General features: G+C 68.7%; 13 protein-coding genes and 1 tRNA gene. 8 read left to right on the top strand and 6 right to left on the bottom strand.

The window, feature by feature from the left end; genetic code table 11:
• The first annotated feature begins 9 nt into the window (after window positions 1-9).
• From ribH to murJ, 6 genes are all read left to right on the top strand, one after another.
• Window positions 10-498: a 6,7-dimethyl-8-ribityllumazine synthase gene (gene ribH / locus MLG87_RS14420; protein ID WP_243295795.1), complete on the top strand. Its 489-nt coding sequence runs from the start codon at window positions 10-12 to the stop codon at window positions 496-498.
• Entirely contained in the window at window positions 499-966 is a 468-nt protein-coding gene (nusB, locus tag MLG87_RS14415; RefSeq protein ID WP_243295794.1) for a transcription antitermination factor NusB, read from the top strand. It begins immediately after the preceding gene.
• A 69-nt stretch (window positions 967-1,035) separates the two neighbouring features.
• Entirely contained in the window at window positions 1,036-1,641 is a 606-nt protein-coding gene (gene accB / locus MLG87_RS14410; RefSeq protein ID WP_279341317.1) for an acetyl-CoA carboxylase biotin carboxyl carrier protein, read from the top strand.
• 2 nt (window positions 1,642-1,643) lie between these two features.
• Window positions 1,644-3,074, top strand: a complete 1,431-nt coding sequence (gene accC, locus MLG87_RS14405; RefSeq protein WP_243295792.1) for an acetyl-CoA carboxylase biotin carboxylase subunit — start codon at window positions 1,644-1,646, stop codon at window positions 3,072-3,074.
• Window positions 3,075-3,269: 195 nt separating this feature from the next.
• Window positions 3,270-3,345 (top strand) — tRNA-Thr (locus MLG87_RS14400).
• 42 nt (window positions 3,346-3,387) lie between these two features.
• Window positions 3,388-4,989 (top strand): murein biosynthesis integral membrane protein MurJ, encoded by a 1,602-nt coding sequence (gene murJ, locus MLG87_RS14395; RefSeq protein WP_243295791.1) that lies wholly within the window; start codon window positions 3,388-3,390, stop codon window positions 4,987-4,989.
• A 45-nt stretch (window positions 4,990-5,034) separates the two neighbouring features.
• Here the strand turns inward: murJ and MLG87_RS14390 are convergent, their stop codons facing one another.
• Window positions 5,035-7,752, bottom strand: a complete 2,718-nt coding sequence (locus MLG87_RS14390) for a S9 family peptidase (protein ID WP_243295790.1) — start codon at window positions 7,750-7,752, stop codon at window positions 5,035-5,037.
• 146 nt (window positions 7,753-7,898) lie between these two features.
• Here MLG87_RS14390 and dtd point away from each other — a divergent pair, with 146 nt between their 5' ends.
• Window positions 7,899-8,333, top strand: coding sequence for a D-aminoacyl-tRNA deacylase (gene dtd / locus MLG87_RS14385; RefSeq protein ID WP_243295789.1), 435 nt, complete (start codon window positions 7,899-7,901; stop codon window positions 8,331-8,333).
• A 25-nt stretch (window positions 8,334-8,358) separates the two neighbouring features.
• Here the strand turns inward: dtd and MLG87_RS14380 are convergent, their stop codons facing one another.
• The 3 genes from MLG87_RS14380 to MLG87_RS14370 form a co-directional block, all read right to left on the bottom strand.
• Entirely contained in the window at window positions 8,359-9,144 is a 786-nt protein-coding gene (locus tag MLG87_RS14380) for a PhzF family phenazine biosynthesis protein (protein WP_243295788.1), read from the bottom strand.
• A gap of 82 nt (window positions 9,145-9,226) precedes the next feature.
• Window positions 9,227-10,105: a phosphatase PAP2 family protein gene (locus tag MLG87_RS14375; protein ID WP_243295787.1), complete on the bottom strand. Its 879-nt coding sequence runs from the start codon at window positions 10,103-10,105 to the stop codon at window positions 9,227-9,229.
• Window positions 10,102-10,980, bottom strand: a complete 879-nt coding sequence (locus MLG87_RS14370; protein ID WP_243295786.1) for a 2-oxo acid dehydrogenase subunit E2 — start codon at window positions 10,978-10,980, stop codon at window positions 10,102-10,104. The genes MLG87_RS14375 and MLG87_RS14370 overlap by 4 nt, the downstream gene beginning before the upstream one ends.
• Window positions 10,981-11,093: 113 nt before the next feature.
• Here MLG87_RS14370 and MLG87_RS14365 point away from each other — a divergent pair, with 113 nt between their 5' ends.
• Entirely contained in the window at window positions 11,094-11,861 is a 768-nt protein-coding gene (locus MLG87_RS14365) for an outer membrane protein (RefSeq protein ID WP_243295785.1), read from the top strand.
• 68 nt (window positions 11,862-11,929) lie between these two features.
• Here the strand turns inward: MLG87_RS14365 and MLG87_RS14360 are convergent, their stop codons facing one another.
• Together MLG87_RS14360 and MLG87_RS14355 are read right to left on the bottom strand one after the other, a co-directional pair.
• On the bottom strand, window positions 11,930-14,566 hold the full coding sequence (locus tag MLG87_RS14360; RefSeq protein ID WP_243295784.1) for a zinc-dependent metalloprotease: 2,637 nt from the start codon (window positions 14,564-14,566) through the stop codon (window positions 11,930-11,932).
• A gap of 87 nt (window positions 14,567-14,653) precedes the next feature.
• Entirely contained in the window at window positions 14,654-15,349 is a 696-nt protein-coding gene (locus tag MLG87_RS14355; RefSeq protein ID WP_243295783.1) for an alpha/beta hydrolase, read from the bottom strand.
• Between the last annotated feature and the right edge of the window lie 242 nt (window positions 15,350-15,591).

Raw genomic sequence — 15,591 nt, 5'->3', positions numbered from 1 at the left:
GGGGTTCCCATGGGGATCTTTGAGGGCCACATTCGCGTCCACGACGGCGACCGCTTCGCCCTGGTGGCCTCGCGCTGGAACGACTTCATCGTCGACCGCCTCATCGAGGGCGCGAAGGACTGCATCCTCCGCCACGGCGGCCATGAAGACCAGATGGACCTCATCCGCGTCCCCGGGAGCTTCGAGCTGCCCCAGGCGGCCAAGCTGGCGGCCCAGAGCGGCCGCTACGCCGGCGTCATCGTGCTGGGCTCGGTGATCCGCGGCGGCACGCCCCACTTCGACATGATCGCCGCCGAGGTCACCAAGGGCGCCGCCCAGGTGGCCCTGGACACCGGCCTGCCGCTGGCCTTCGGCGTGCTGACCACCGACAGCGTGGAGCAGGCCATCGACCGGGCCGGCGCCAAGATGGGCAACAAGGGCTGGGAGGCCGCCCAGAGCGTCCTCGAGATGGCCGACCTCGCGCACGCCCTCAAGGCCGGAACGAAGGGACGCAAGTAGATGGGAGTTCGCCGCCGGGGGCGGGAGTACGCCCTTCAGATGCTGTACGCCATGGACCTCACCGGCTACCAGCCGGACCAGGTGTTCGCCGGGTTCTACGCCATCCAGGACCTGAACCGGGATGCCTTCTACTATGCCCGGCGCCTGGTGGACGGCGTGTACGGCCACATGGAGGAGATCGATGACGTGCTGGCCAAATACGCCGAGCACTGGAAGATCCACCGCATGGCGGCCGTGGACCGCAACCTGCTGCGCCTGGGGCTCTTCGAGCTGATGTACGTGAAGGAAGTGCCCTTCCCCATCGTCATCAACGAGGCCCTGGAGATCGTGAAGGAATTCAGCGACCAGGAAGGCACGCAATTCCTCAACGGCATCCTGGATGCCGCGCGCAAAGAATTCCGCCCCGAAGAAACCGGCCCCCGGCTGCGCAAGAAAGCCGTGGCCGTGGATCCCCCGGAAGAATCGTGACCTGACCCTGTCCGGCTGGTTTGCTATGCTCGTTCCCTTCCCCAGCCTGATCCGACCGTTGGAGCATTGATGAGCCCTTCACGCAAGAAATCCCCTGCGACCAAGAAGCCCGCCCTGGCCCCCAAGCCCGCTGCCGCCAAGGCCACCCCCAAGACCGCCCCCAAGGCTGCGGCCCCCCGGACCGCCCCCGGCGCCCCCCTGGGCCTGGAGGAGATCAAGGCCCTCATCGCCCTGGTGGGTCGCGAGCCCTTCCAGGAATTCGAGTTCGAAGCCGGCGACATGCGCTTCCGCATCCGGAAGGACGGCCCGGCTCCTGTGGTCCAGGCCACCCCCATGGCCGCCCCTCAGATGGTGGTCGCCGTCCCCGCGGCCCAGCCCTCCCCCGCCGCGGCGGTCCCCGCGGCCCAGCCGGCCGTCCCCGCGGATGAGCCCGGCATCCACTACGTCACCAGCCCCATCGTCGGCACCTTCTATCGCGCCTCGAACCCCACCGCCGCGCCCTACGTGTCCCCCGGCGATTTCGTGAAGCCCGGCCAGACGCTCTGCATCGTCGAAGCCATGAAGCTCATGAACGAGATCGAGTGCGACGTCTCCGGCGAGGTCGTGAAGGTGCTGGTGGAGAACGGCACCCCCGTCGAATACGGCGAGCGCCTCTTCGCGGTCCGGATCGGTTAGCCATGGCCTCCGCCATCAAGCGCAAGGGCTCGCAGCCCGCACCCACCGCGCCGGACGAACCGCCGTTCAAGAAGATCCTCATCGCCAACCGGGGTGAGATCGCGCTGCGCGTGATCCTGGCCTGCAAGGAGATGGGCATCCAGACCGTGGCCGTCTACTCCGAGGCCGATCGCAACGCCCTCCACGTGCGGTTCGCCGACGAGGAGGTGTGCATTGGGCCTCCGCCGTCCTCCAAGTCCTACCTGAACATCCCCCAGGTCATCGCCGCCGCCGAGGTCACCGGCGCCGAGGCCATCCATCCCGGCTACGGCTTCCTCAGTGAGAACCCCCACTTCGTGGAGGTCTGCCAGGCCTGCGGGATCACCTTCATCGGGCCCAACGCCGAGATCATCCGGAAGATGGGCAACAAGGCCCAAGCCAAGGCCACCATGCTGGCGGCGGGCGTGCCCCTCATGCCCGGCAGCGAGGGCATCATCGAGACGGTGGAAGAGGCTCTGGTGGTGGCCGAGCAGATCGGCTACCCCGTCATCGTGAAGGCGAGCGCCGGCGGCGGCGGACGCGGCATGCGCATCGTCAACAACCCCGAGGAGCTGCCGGACCTCTACAACACCGCCCGCAGCGAGGCCAAGAGCGCCTTCGGCGACGATGCCGTCTACATGGAGAAGTACCTCCTGGAACCGCGCCACATCGAAGTCCAGATCATGGGCGACCTCTTCGGCAACGTGGTGCACCTGGGCGAGCGCGAGTGCTCCATCCAGCGCCGCCACCAGAAGCTCATCGAGGAGAGCCCCAGCGCGGCGCTGACGCCGGAGCTGCGCCAGCGCATCTGCGCGACGGCCGTCAAGGCCGCCCAGGCCGTGGGCTACTACAACGCCGGCACCATCGAGTTCCTCCTCGACAAGCGCGGCGACTTCTTCTTCATGGAGATGAACACCCGCGTCCAGGTGGAGCATCCCGTCACGGAGCTGGTCACGGGCATCGACATCGTGAAGGAGCAGCTCCGCATCGCCGCGGGCCAGAAGCTCAGCTTCCGCCAGGAGGACGTGATCCAGAAGGGCCACGCCATCGAGTGCCGCATCAACGCGGAAGACCCCTTCAAGTTCACGCCCTGCCCCGGCCGCATCAGCGCCCTGCACTTCCCCGGCGGCCCCGGCATCCGCGTGGATACCGCCATGCACCAGGACGCGGTCATCCCGCCCCACTACGACTCCATGGTGGCGAAGCTCATCGCCTTCGGCGCCAACCGCACCGAGGCCATCGCCCGCATGCGGCGCGCCCTGGACACCCTGGTCATCGAGGGCATCAAGACCACCGCCCCCCTGCACCGCCGCATCATGGACCACCCCGACTTCATCTCCGGCGCCTTCTCCACGAAGTGGATGGAGACGTTCATGGAAGACCTGAAGCGGGATCCCGCTGGGGATCCGCGCTGACGGGTCGCGAGGGACGCTGCAGTGCAGCGTTCCGAGCGGGGCCCCGTCCGCGGATCCATAACAACCAGGTTGGCCACCACGCTCGCGCCGTTCCGAGCGGGGAATGCGCTCTTGGATCCATAAGACCCAGGTCGGCCTCCACCTCCCCCCCGCGCCGTTCAGGAAAGCCCCAAAACCCGATAGACTGGACCCCGTGCCGCTATAGCTCAGTTGGTAGAGCGCCCGCCTTGTAAGCGGATGGTCGTTGGTTCAATTCCGACTAGCGGCTCCAGTCTTCTGGGAGCCTCATGGACCACCACGCCCTGTGCCGACCATGAGCGATCCCACCCCCACCCGCCCCAGCCTGCTCCGCTCCGCGGGGGTCGTGGGCTTCATGACGCTGCTGAGTCGCCTCACGGGGCTGCTCCAGACCTTTTTCCTCAGCCACGTGCTGGGGGCGGGCGCTGCGGCGGATGCCTATGCCGTAGCCTTCCGCCTGCCCAACCTGCTGCGCCGCTTCACGGCTGAGGGCACCATGACGGCCGCCTTCCTGCCCACGCTGGCGGAAGCGGAAGCCGCCGAGGGCGAGGCCGCCGTGCGGGCCGTGGCGGCGCGCTTCCTGGGCACGCTGCTGGCTATCCTGCTGCTGGGTGTGGTCCTGGTGCTGTTGCTCATGGGGCCTTTGGCAGGCCTGCTCATGATGGGGCGCCCCGAGGTCCAGGGCGAGCTCACCACGAAACTGGGCCGCATCATGTTCCCCTACCTGGCTCTGGTGAGCCTCACCGCGGGCTTCACGGGCCTGCTGAACTTGCGCCACCGCTTCGCCCTGGCGGCCTCGGTATCCGTGTTCTGGAATCTGGCCTTCATCGCCTTCGGATGGACGGCCTTGCGAGTGCTGGGACTGAAGGGCACCATCCCCCTGGAGACCGTGGCCGTCGTCTGCTCCATCGCCGTACTGGCTGGCGGAGCGCTCCAGCTGCTGGTGGTGCTTCCCGCCGTGCGAAAGGAGGGGTTCGGCCTCTCCTTCGGCCTTCACCTGCGGGATCCATGGGTGCTCAAGACCCTCAAGCGCATGGGGCCAGGCCTGCTGGCGGCAGGCATCTATCCCATCAACGCCCTGGTCAGCGCCATGCTGGCCTCCATGCTGCCCAACGGCGCCCAGATGGTGCTCTACAACAGCGGCATGATGGGCGAGATGGTGCTGGGCCTCTTCGCCATGAGCCTCGCCACCGCGAGCCTGCCCGCCCTCTCCCGCCAGGCCGAATCCCAGGATTGGCAGGGCATGAACCGCAGCCTCACCCAGTCCATTTCCGCCTCCGCCCTCATGGTGCTGCCCGCCTCGGTGGGCCTGGCGGTGCTCTCGCGGCCCATCTGCGCCCTGCTCTTCCGCACGGGCGCCTACACGCCGGCGGCCTCGGACTGGACGGCCCTGACGCTGGTGTTCCAGTCCGTGGGCCTGGTCTTCGTGGCGGCCCAGCGGCTGGGCAACCAGGCCCTCTACGCCCTCAAGGACTACCGTGGCCCCGCCGCCCTGGCCGCGGGCACGCTGCTGCTGAACGTGGCCCTGAGCCTCGCGCTGCTGAAGCCCCTGGGCACCGGCGGCCTGGCCCTGGCCAATGGGCTGGCGAGCCTCGCGGGCCTGCTGGGCGTCCTGCTGCGCCTGCGCCCGCGCCTGCCGGGCCTGGACCTGCGCCCCCTCCTGAAGGCCACCGCCCGCGCCCTGGCCGCCTCAGTCCTCATGGGCCTGCTGGCCTGGGCGGGGGCGGGCCTTCTGGGAATGGACGCCCCTCATGGGTTCCGCCGGGCGAGCCTGGCCCTGCGGTTGCTGCCCCTCATCGGCGCCTGCGCCGCCGCCTACGGCCTGGCCGCGGTGGCCCTTGGCCACCCCGAGGCCCGCGAGCTATCCGGCAAGATCCTGCGGAAGGTGCGGAGATAGAAAGGGCCGGGCACCGGCCCGGCCCCTTCCATCGCCTGTCGGCCTTCAGTTCTGCAGTTCCACCGTGACCACCGCGCCGCCCATCCGGGGGCTCGTCTCCACGGTCTTGAGCAGCTTGCGGGTGGCGGTGTCGATCCACAGGGTCTTGGTGCCGGGATCGCCCTCGGCGGAGGTGAGTTCCACCTTCCAGGCTTTGAAACTGCCCGCGGGCACCTTCAGGTCCTCCTGGCCCAGCACCTTGGCCTGCTTGAGCTGGACCTTCTGGCGCTGGATGTCCACGTTGCGGAAGGTGACGGTGTAGCCCTCCGCCAGGGGCAGGCAGGCCAGGGCGTCTTCGGCGCCAGAGCCTTCGGCGTAGGCTCCGCCGCCCAGCTCGATGCTGAAGGGCTTGGCGTTGCCGCCCATGGCCATGGTCCCGGCGGCCTTGGCGCCATCGAAGGCGATGTCGATGACCACGGGACCCTGCTTCACCTGGCGCTTCAGGGGCGCCAGGGTATCCAGGGCCATGGTGGTGGTGTCCATCGCGTCACCGCCCGGCAGCTTGGTGGCATCGGTCACCACCCAGGCGCCGCCCTCCTCTTTCACGGTCCGGACCATGGAGATGGCCATGGAGCGAGGCCCCATGGCGAAGGCGCCCGCGTAGGTGAAGGTGCCGGCCGTGGGCTTGCCGATGGGCTTAGGGACGGTCACGGATGCCGCGTCGGCCTTCTTCGCCAGCACCACGGTCTTGGGATCGACAGTGATCTCCGGCAGGCGCTTCATGACATCGGGCTTGCCGCCTTCCTGGTAGCGGCCCTTGAGATACTTGGCCAGGAAGGTCTCCGCGGCAGCGAACATGGCCTGGTTGTTCACAGGACGCTGGAAGCCGTGGCCCTCGTCCGGCGCGCAGAGGTACTCCACCGGGAAGCCCCGGTCGCGCAGGGCGATGACGATCTGGTCGCTCTCGGCCTTCTTCACGCGGGGATCGTTGGCGCCCTGGATGACCATGAGCGGGGTGTGGATCTTCGCCGCGGAGTTCAGCGGGGACTGGCGCTCCAGCTGCTTCTTGCCCTCGGGCGTGTTGGGGTTGCCCATGCGCTCGTGGAAGACGATGCGGCCGGCCTCCCAGTAGGGCGGGATGGTCTCCAGCAGGGTCAGCAGGTTGGAGGGACCGACGATGGACACGGCGGCGGCGTAGAGGTCCGGCGTGAAGGTCACGCCGGCCAGGGTGGCGTAGCCGCCGTAGGAGCCGCCCAGGATGCCCACCCGCTTGGGATCGGCGATGCCCTGGGCCACCAGGTGCTTCACGCCCCAGGTGATGTCGTCCTGCATGAGGTCCCCCCACTGCTTGTTGCCGGCATTGAGGAAGGCCTTGCCGTAGCCCGTGGAGCCGCGGAAGTTGGGCTGCAGCACCGCATAGCCGCGGTTGGCCAGGAACTGGGCCAGGCTGTTGTAGCCCCAGCTGTCCCGGGCCCAGGGGCCACCATGGGGCACCACCACCAGGGGGAGCCCCTTGGCAGGCACGTCCTTGGGCAGGCTCAGGTAGGCGGGAATCTCGAGGCCGTCGCTGGATTTGTAGCGGATGGGCCGCATGGCGACCAGGTCCTGCCGGGGCAGGTCCTCGCGGGAGACATATTCGAGGCTCAGCTTCTTGGTGCGGCGGTCGAAGAGGTAGCGCGTGCCGGGATCCCGGTCGCTGGTGCTCGTCACCATCACCAGCTGCTCGTCAGTGGTCATGGAGCCCAGGCTGATCTCCCGGCCGGGCAGCTTCTTCTGCAGCAGCTTGTAGTCCGCCTCCCAGGCCTTGTCCTTCCAGTAGATCCGGGTGCGCTCATCATCGTAGGTCGTGGCGATCAGCTCGTCCGTCAGGTCGGAGAACACGGCGGACCCGAAGTCCACGCGGCCCTTGGGATCGGATTCGAGCTTCTCCTCCTTGCCGGTGGCGGGATCGAAGAGCACCAGCTCCGTGAGGTTCCGGGCGCCCTTGTTCGTCTCCAGGTAGACCTGCTTGCCGTCCTTGTGGAAGTTGACCGGCGCCGCGGACTCGAAGACCGAGCACTCGTAGACCTTCTTGAAGCCATCGGGATCCACGCGGAGGATCTCGGTGTCGCCCTTGTCGGTGGTGCGCAGGGCCAGGCGCAGGTTCGCCTGCTTGTCGAAGACCCAGCCGGCGATGCGCTCGGTGTTCTTGCGGAGGAGCGTCCGCTCGCCCGTGGAGATCTTCACCTTGTAGACGTCGTGCCAGGCGGCATCGCGGTCGTTGAGGCCCACGTAGATCGTGTCCGGATCGCCCTTGGGCACCGAGAGAATCTGGGCCCGGGCGCCCTTGGCCGCCGTCAGGTTGCGGGCCTCGGGGACCTCCTTGCCCGCCGCGACGGGTGCCGCCGGATCCACGGCATAGACGTTGTAGTTCTCATCGCCGTCCTTGTCCTGCACGAAGAGGATCTGCTTGCCGTCCCGGCTCCAGAAGAAGGCCGGAATGGGGCGCTTGGGATCCGCGGTGATCAGGTGTCCCTTGGAATAGGGCTCGCCCACCTTCTTGACCCAGATGTTGCGGGTCTCCTTGTACGGCTTGAGGAAGGCGATCCACTTCCCGTCGGGGGAGATCTGGGCCGCGGCGATCTCGGGGTTGCCGAAGAACTTGTCCCGGTCGATGAGGGGCGGCAGCTGACTCTTCTTGACCGCGGCGGCCGGGGCCTTGGCCCCCTGGGCGGCCAGGGGCAGCGCCAGAGCCAGGACAAGGCCAGACCCCAGGAGGCTGGACAGGGACACATGACGTTTCATGGGCTCGAGCTCCTTGGAAAGAATGGGTGGGAAACCCAGCTTACGCCGAAGCAGACCTGAAGGTTCAGCATGAATGCGGCCAACTCCGGATCCACCCGATGGCCCCGCCCCCCTCCGCCATGGCACAGTTCGGAGGGGGGCATTCCATGAAAGCCGTCATCCAGCGCGTGAAGCGGGCCTCGGTGCGCAGCGGAGAGCTGGAATCCGCCATCGGGCCGGGCCTCCTGGTACTCGCGGGCCTGGAGACCGGCGACACGGAGGAGACCTGCGCCTGGGCCGCCGCCAAGATCGCCTCCCTGCGCGTCTTCGAGGATGATGCCGGGAAGATGAACCTCGGCCTCGCCGACGTGGGCGGCGAGATCCTGGCCATCAGCCAGTTCACGCTGGCGGGCAGCGTCGCGCGGGGGCGGCGCCCCTCCTTCGATCAGGCCATGGCCCAGGACGCGGCCCGGGTGCTCTTCCGCAGGTTCCTCGACCTGCTCAAGGCCCAGCATCCCCGCGTGAAGTCCGGCTTCTTCCAGGAACACATGGAGGTGGAGCTGGTGAACGACGGTCCCGTGACCTTCATCCTCGAGCGCTGAAGGGGCCCAGCTGGATTCGCCACAGTCAATGCAAGAGGAAGTGGCCTTCCAGCACCTTCACGGCCCGGCCTCCGATCCGGACGCGATTCCCGGCAAGTTCGCAGGCCAGTTCTCCACCGCGGAGCGACGCCTGAAAGGCGCGCAGACGTGTCTTCCCCAGGCGCTCGGCCCAGTAGGGAATCAACGTGCAGTGGGCGCTGCCGGTGACGGGGTCCTCCGGCACCCCATCCCCGGGAAAGAAACATCGAGAGACAAAATCGTAGGCCCGGCCGGGAGCTGTGATGAGCGTGCCCATGGCGGGAAGCGCCCTGAGGGCCTCGTAGTCAGGGTGCACCTCACGAACCGCGGCTTCGTCATCCAGGACCACCATCGCATCCCGGGCGAGGCGCACCTCGCGGGGACGGACACCCAGGGCCTTCGCCAACGCATCCGCCAACTCAGGTGCGGTCCGGCCGGGACGGGACGGAAAGTCCAGAACCAGTTCCTCTCCCTCGCAGTTCACCGTCAAGGAACCGCTGCGGCTATGAAACGACACGCTTCTCGCCTCGGGTTCGAGTTCGTGGAGGATGAGCCAGGCGCTCGCCAGGGTGGCATGACCGCAGAGATCCACCTCAGAGACAGTGGTGAACCAACGGATACGCCATCCTGTGGCTTCCTTCACCAGGAAGGCCGTCTCAGAAAGGTTGTTCTCCGCCGCGATGGACTGCATGAGGGCATCTGGCAACCAGCTATCCAGCGGCATCACGGCCGCAGGGTTCCCCTCGAAGGGACGAGAGGCGAAGGCGTCGATCTGGTGCAGGGGCAGGCGCATGGGGGCTCCTGCCCACATGTTGGGCAGTCCGGCTCCGGATCGGAAGGGCCCCGCAGGCGGACCACAGACCGGGCGTTGAGGTTCATTCCGAATCGGTGAAAAGGCCGGTGGCAGCTCCCATCCAGCGCGACAGCGGAGCGGCCAAGGCCAGGGTGATGCCCGCCAGCAGGAGGCCCGCCGCCACATCCACCACGTAGTGCACGCCGATGTAGACCGTGGCGAAGACCACGCCCAGGGCCCAGACACAGAGCAGCGGCGCCAGGCGCGGGAAGGGTCGCGTGGCCAGCAGGGCCGGCAGCACGGAGAGGGCCGTGTGGCCGCTGGGGAAGGCGTCCAGGGTGGTGGATTCGGCCCTGTGGAGGAAGGCGCGGACGGCCTGGGAAACGGCGCCGCCGCCCAGCTTCGCGGCCGCGAGCGCCTCCGGCACCCGGGGGCCTTCCGCAGGCCAGAGGAAGTAGCCCAGGAAGGACAGGTAGAAGCCCAGCAAGATCCGGAAGGCCACCCGCTCGAAGCCTTCGGGGCCGAGCCGCCGCCAGGCCAGCGCCGCCACCGTGATGGGCAGGAAGTAGAAGCTGGCGTAGGCGAGGTAGATCAGATCCGTGAACGCGGCGGGCCGCCCGAAGGCGCCGTGCCAAGCCTCAGCGAGGCGGCCGAACCAGCGGGCGTCGGCGGCGGCGAGCGCCGCGTCCCAGCGGTGGACGTTGACCGCCACCACCAGCGGCTGGAGCAGGAGGAACACGAGGAGGACCACCAGGATCGGCAGGAAGTCACGTAGCACCGCGGCCGCCTTCCCCTTCACCCGGCCCACCAGCAGGACCGCCAGGAGCAGCCCTGCGAAGGTGGCGGCCCGGGGAATCCCTCCGTCGGGCCGGACCAGCACGATGAGCAGCAGCAGGCCCGCCAGGACCAGGGTCGTCATCCGTTCGGAGGGCCGCAGGGCGGCGATCGCCCCGGCGATCATGATTCCGGCGTCCCCGGGTCCACGCCCGACCAGACGGGGGTTCCCTCCGGCGGACCCAGCCAGCGGGCCGGATCCTCAAGGATCTTCTGCACCAGGGCCAGGGAGCGGGCACAGGAGAAGGCGTCGTCGATGCGCTCGTCGAAGGTCCAGCGCACGGACAGGGCCTCTTCGGAGGTCGCGCCGTCCCGGCCGGCGAAGACCGCGCGCCGGGGGGCCGACACGGCCCCGAAGATGGAGACGGTGCCGTATTCATACAGATGGTGGAACACGTCGGAGACGCCCACGGAGCCCAGATTGGCGAGGAAGACCGTGGCGAACATGGGGTCGTCCCGGATCATGAAGCCCGGGAAGAGGTTCCAGCGGTCCAGCCCCCGCGCGAGGGCCACCAGCCCGCGCACCAGCGGGCCGGGGAACCGCATGATCAGCGCCACTTCCTTGTCCACGGCGCAGTCCTTCTCCCGCGCCTCGTCCACCCGCGTCGAGATGCGCCGGGAGAAGTCCGGGAAGCTCTCGCCCTTGGGGAACGCCAGCTTCACCGTGACATCGGCCCCGTCGTCCGTGAACTCCCGCTTGGCCACGAAGGAGATGGACACGCCGCGGCGCTGGTAGGTTCGCCCGCCCGAGACGAACCGGTTCAGGCGCGGGCGGGTCTCGAGCGCCACGGCGGTGGCGTAGGCCACCAAGTGGAAGAGCGTGGCGCGGGGATGGTGGGTGCGGTTGTAGGCCTTGAGCCAGACGCGCGCGGCCGCGATGCGGTAGACGGATTCCTGGTAGACGCAGCTCTCGTTCCGACCCCGCATGAGGTAGGGCATGATGCGCCGCACGGGATCCTCGCCGCGGATCAGATCACCATCGGGACGCGAGAAGAGGGGCATGGACCAGGGTTGTCATCCGGGCTCCCCCTGTCAAGACGACCCATGAATCCTCTTTTCACATTGACACTTGTTCGGGTCGGGATTATCCATGGGGCACCTTTTCCGGTGAGCCCATGACGACGCCCTCCGCACGCCTCCGCCTGCCCGCTTCCGGCCTGCCCATCTCCACCCTGCTTGGCGCGGCCCTCCTCCTCCTGACGGGAGCGCCAGCCGCCGCCCAGGAGGCGACGCCCTGGACCATGACCGTCTACCTCCAGCAGAGCTGGCCCAAGCAGACAGAGACCAACCGCCAGATCAAGGACATCAACGCGGCCACGGGCCAGTCGTTCAAGACCTGGGACGACGTGGCCAACCTCAACCTGGGTCTGCAGGTCTTCCGGGACCTGGATCCCCGCTGGAAGGTGGGGCTCGAGCTGGACTACTCCCGGGGGAAGATCGACGGCGCGGCCACCGTGGACACCTTCGTGGGCCCCGCGACGCTCAGCTTCGAGCAGAAATACACGGTCTACGCGGACCTCCTGGTCCTCGCCCAGTTCCGCCCGCTGGGGAAGGACCGGCGCGTGATCCCCTTCCTCCAGGGCGGCCTGGGCCTGGCCTACGAGAAGGACCGCACGCTCCTGACCCTCCGCAATCCTGTGCTGGACGAGACGCTGATCCGCGTCGACAACGACGGCTGGTTCCCCATGTACACCCTCGGGGTGGGCGTGGACGTCTACTTCTCGGAGAAGCGCACCTGGTACGCGGAGGCCGGCGTGAGCTACACCTGGGCCCGCCTCAAGCACGACGTCGCCGCCAGCGGCTCCCTGGCCCCGCCCACGGTCACCGCCGACACCGATTCCACCGGTCCCAACGTGTGGCTGGGTATCGGGCGGAGATTCTAAGGCTCGGCGCCCAGACACGGCGGCGCCCCGGGAGATGACCCCGGGGCGCCGCCGTGTTCTGCAGATGGCTAGAGCGTCATGCGCTGCAGGCTGGCCTTGAGGCTTTCGTCGACGATGGCGAGGCAGTCGGCGAAGTGGGCCTTGGTCTCCTTGCTGAAGCCGGGCTTCAGGGGCGCAGCCTTCAGGGCGGGCTGGAGGGTGCGCAGGGCCTCCCGGGCCAGGGCCCGCGCGTCGGCCGGCGTGAGGGGATTGGCCTTCAGCACCTGGGCGCTGAGCTGGCGCAGATGCTCCCGCTGCAGATTGCGCCGCATCACCGAGACCTCGCGTCCGCTCTTCAACTCGGTCCAGATGGCGCCCTGCAGGGCGTCGTAGAGCTCCGAGAGGCGGAAGGCCCCCTTGGGATCCGCCAGCTTGTCCGGCGCGTCCAGGATGCGCTGGGCCACGGCGGGCTGGAACAGCTGGGCCAGCACCTGGGTCTGGGTCCGCAGCACCCACTGGGCGGGCGAGGGATCCGCGTTCACAGGGCCTGCGAAGCGGTCCGTGGTGAGCCGCGAGAGGAACTCGGGCTTGAAGCGGAAGGCGTCGACGGAGAAGATCCCGGTCTCCAGCAGCTTCAGGGCCTGGCGCTGGCGGGCGGCGGGGACGGGCGTGATGGGCGCCCGGCCCGTGCCCGCGTGGTCGCGCAGGTGGACCACACCACCGATGTACTTGGCGCTCAAGTTGGCCGAGAGACCCACCTGGCCCAGGGCCCGCAGCAGGCCCCGGCGCAGGGGCTGGTACTCCTCCCCATCCTTGAACGTCTTGGCCTGCAGGCGGTCCCAGAGCTCCTTGGAGAGGCTCAGGCGCTTCTGGTAGAAGGCCAGTGGATCCGAGCCGAGATCGCGCCGGTTCACTTCGGGGTCCATGCCCTCGAGGCCCATGAAGCCCAGCGCCTCCTCATCCGTACCGTAGGCCAGCTCCGGTTCGGAGCTCCGGGCGGCGATCTTGGCGAGGGCCGTCTTCTCCTCCGTGGGCGCCAGCGGCTTGTAGCCGTACTCGATGACCCAGTGGTCGTAGGGGCCCAGGGTGCTCATCACGTACTCGCCCTGGCGCTGGCCTTTGAGCGCCAGGTTCAGCGCGTTGTAGTCCATGACGGAGCCGGTCAGGCCGTGGGACTTGGTGAACTCCGGATCCGAGACCTGGTCCAGGGAGTAGATGGTCGAGGCCCGGAAGTTGTGGCGCAGGCCCAGGGTGTGGCCCACCTCGTGCGTGATCACGTCCTTGAGCACGGCGGCCACGTAGGCGTCCTCCTCGGGGCTTCCCGGGGCGATCTCGCCGCGGGTCTCCAGGAGGTCCAGGGCGAAGCCCATCTCCTGCTGGGCCTCGGCCGCGTAGGTGCAGAGGTCCTGGTCGCGCCGGTAGAGGAAGGGCTCCTGGGCCCGGGGCGGCAGGGTCTCGCGGGCGTCCGTGCGGGTGCCGCGGGCCCAGACCTCGCCGATGCCGATGTCCGCGTCCAGGATCTCGCCGCTGCGGGGATCCACCTGGCTGGGCCCGATGGCGAAGCCGATGTCCGTGCCCGTGAGCCAGCGCAGAGAGGCATGCCGGGCGTCGTGGGTGTCCCAGTCCGCGTCGGCGGGCTGCACCTTGACCTGGATGGCGTCCTTGAAGCCCTGCTCCTCGAAGGCCTTGTTCCAGGCGAGCACCCCGGCCGTGACGGCCGGACGGTACTTCTCGGGGATGTTCCGGTCCAGCCAGAACACGATGGGCTGCTTCGGCTCGGAGAGCGGGGCGGCGGGGTTCTTCTTCTCCAGGCGCCAGCGGTGGATGTAGTGCACTTTAGGATCCACCCGGGTGTCGTCGCCGAAGTCCCAGCGGGTGGTGGCGAAGTAGCCCAGCCGGTCATCCGCCAGGCGCGGAGTCATGGGCTGATCCGGCAGCTTGGCGAAGGAGAGGTGCCAGCCCAGGAACAGGCTGCGGATGTCCTCCAGCGTGGCCGGGGGCGGCGTGAAGGGCATGGGCGGGGCGCCCGGCATCTGCGGCGGCGGCAGGATCACGCGGGCCAGGGCGTAGTGGGCCTGGATCCGGAAGGCGGCCTGGTCTTCGGTGCCGCGGACCTTCTCGAAGAAGCTGTTGGCGGCATCGAAGCCGTAGGGCTGCCGATAGGCCGCCTCCAGCCGGGTGGCGCCCATGGGGATGTCCTTCAGCAGGAGGGCGTTGGCCTCCACCAGGAAGGACTTCCGCTCGGGATGGGGCTGGCTGAGCACGGGGGCGCTGGAGAGCAGGCTGTCGGTGAATCCCTCCGCCACGGCCCGCGCCGCCGCCGAGCCCTCGGGCGCTGTGAAGGTCGTGTTCTTCGCCAGCAGCTGGAGGGAGTTCCCCACGCGGCGGAAGCTGGCGAGGTAGCTGGCATCCATCATGCCGCCATAGAGGCCGCGCTCTCCCAGGCCGCGGGTGCTGCTGATCGCGAGGAAGAAGGGCGCGTCCAGCTGCTCGGGCTTCACCTCGATCCAGACCTTCTCGTCCTTGGTCCAGAGGGTGAAGAACCCCTTCTGCTCCTTGGCGTCCTTGATGACCTCGGCGAAGGGCTTCAGGGCCCCGGGCGCCTGGGCTGCCGCGGGCGTGGCGGCCGCCGCTCCCGGAGCCTTGGCGCCGTTCGAAGGGGCCTGGGCGGCGAGGCTCAGGCAGATCAGGGGCAGGAGCGCGGTGAGGCGCGGATGATGGCACATACGGACCCTCCTCCAGGGAGACATGTGCCATACCATACGCGGGCATCCTCATCCCCGTTTAGGGATTTTCCGATGCCGAAGGGTCGTTCAGGCAGCCTCGGCCAGCCCGCCGATCCAGGCGAGGACATCGGCCCGCATCTCGGGATTCAGGGTGTGGCCAGCGCCATACAGCCGGGTGACATGGGGGATGCCGAGGTCGGCCAGCCACTGGTCGGACCGCTGGGCCCAGGCTACGGGCAACGTGGAGTCGTGCTCGCCGTGGCTGATGAAGGCCCGCAGGTGCGCCAGCCACTCCCGCTTGGCGATGCGGGGCTCGAGCTCCGGCAGGATGCGGCCCGAGAGGATGGCGAAGCCCCCCACGCGCTCGGGCGCGCTGAGGGCCACGCTGGCGCTCATGATGCCGCCCTGGCTGAACCCGGCGAGGACGGTCCGGCGCGCCTCCACGCCGTGGTCGGCCTGCAGGTGGTCGACGAGGCGGATGAGCGCGTGGCGGCTGTCCTCGGCTTCACCCGCGGCGATCTTCGGGCCCTCCGGGGTGAACGCCACGCGGAACCAGCCGAACTGGTCGGGCCCGAGCGGGAGGCGGCTGCGGACCAGCACCACCAGGGTGTCCGGACCCACGCCGGCCGCGAGATCGGCAAGGTCGGTCTCCCGCCCTCCCACGCCGTGCAGGAGCACCACGAGGGCCCGGGGATGGGCGGGCTTCGGCAGCCTCACGCGGTAGGCCAGGCCCGAGGGGACGTCCTGCCGCAGCTCACTGAGGGATTGGATCGATGGAGCCATGGGTGCCTCCAGAAAGGGCTGCCTCCAGGAAACGAGCGCCTCCGGTCGTCCAGGGAACGGCCGGAGGCGGTGAAGACCATAGGTCCGGCTGGATTACTTCTTCGCGGCCGGGGCCACCTTGCCGGCCTCGGCGTTCAGGCTGACGGCCACGGTCTCGCCGATGACGCCGGGGAAGGTCTTGATGCCGTACTCATTGCGGTTGAGGCTGAGGGCGCCGTCGATGAAGCCTGCCACCACGCTGC

This window comes from Geothrix mesophila, assembly GCF_022808835.1.
Classification (GTDB): domain Bacteria; phylum Acidobacteriota; class Holophagae; order Holophagales; family Holophagaceae; genus Geothrix; species Geothrix paludis.
This window is presented reverse-complemented; position numbering and strand designations above follow the sequence as displayed.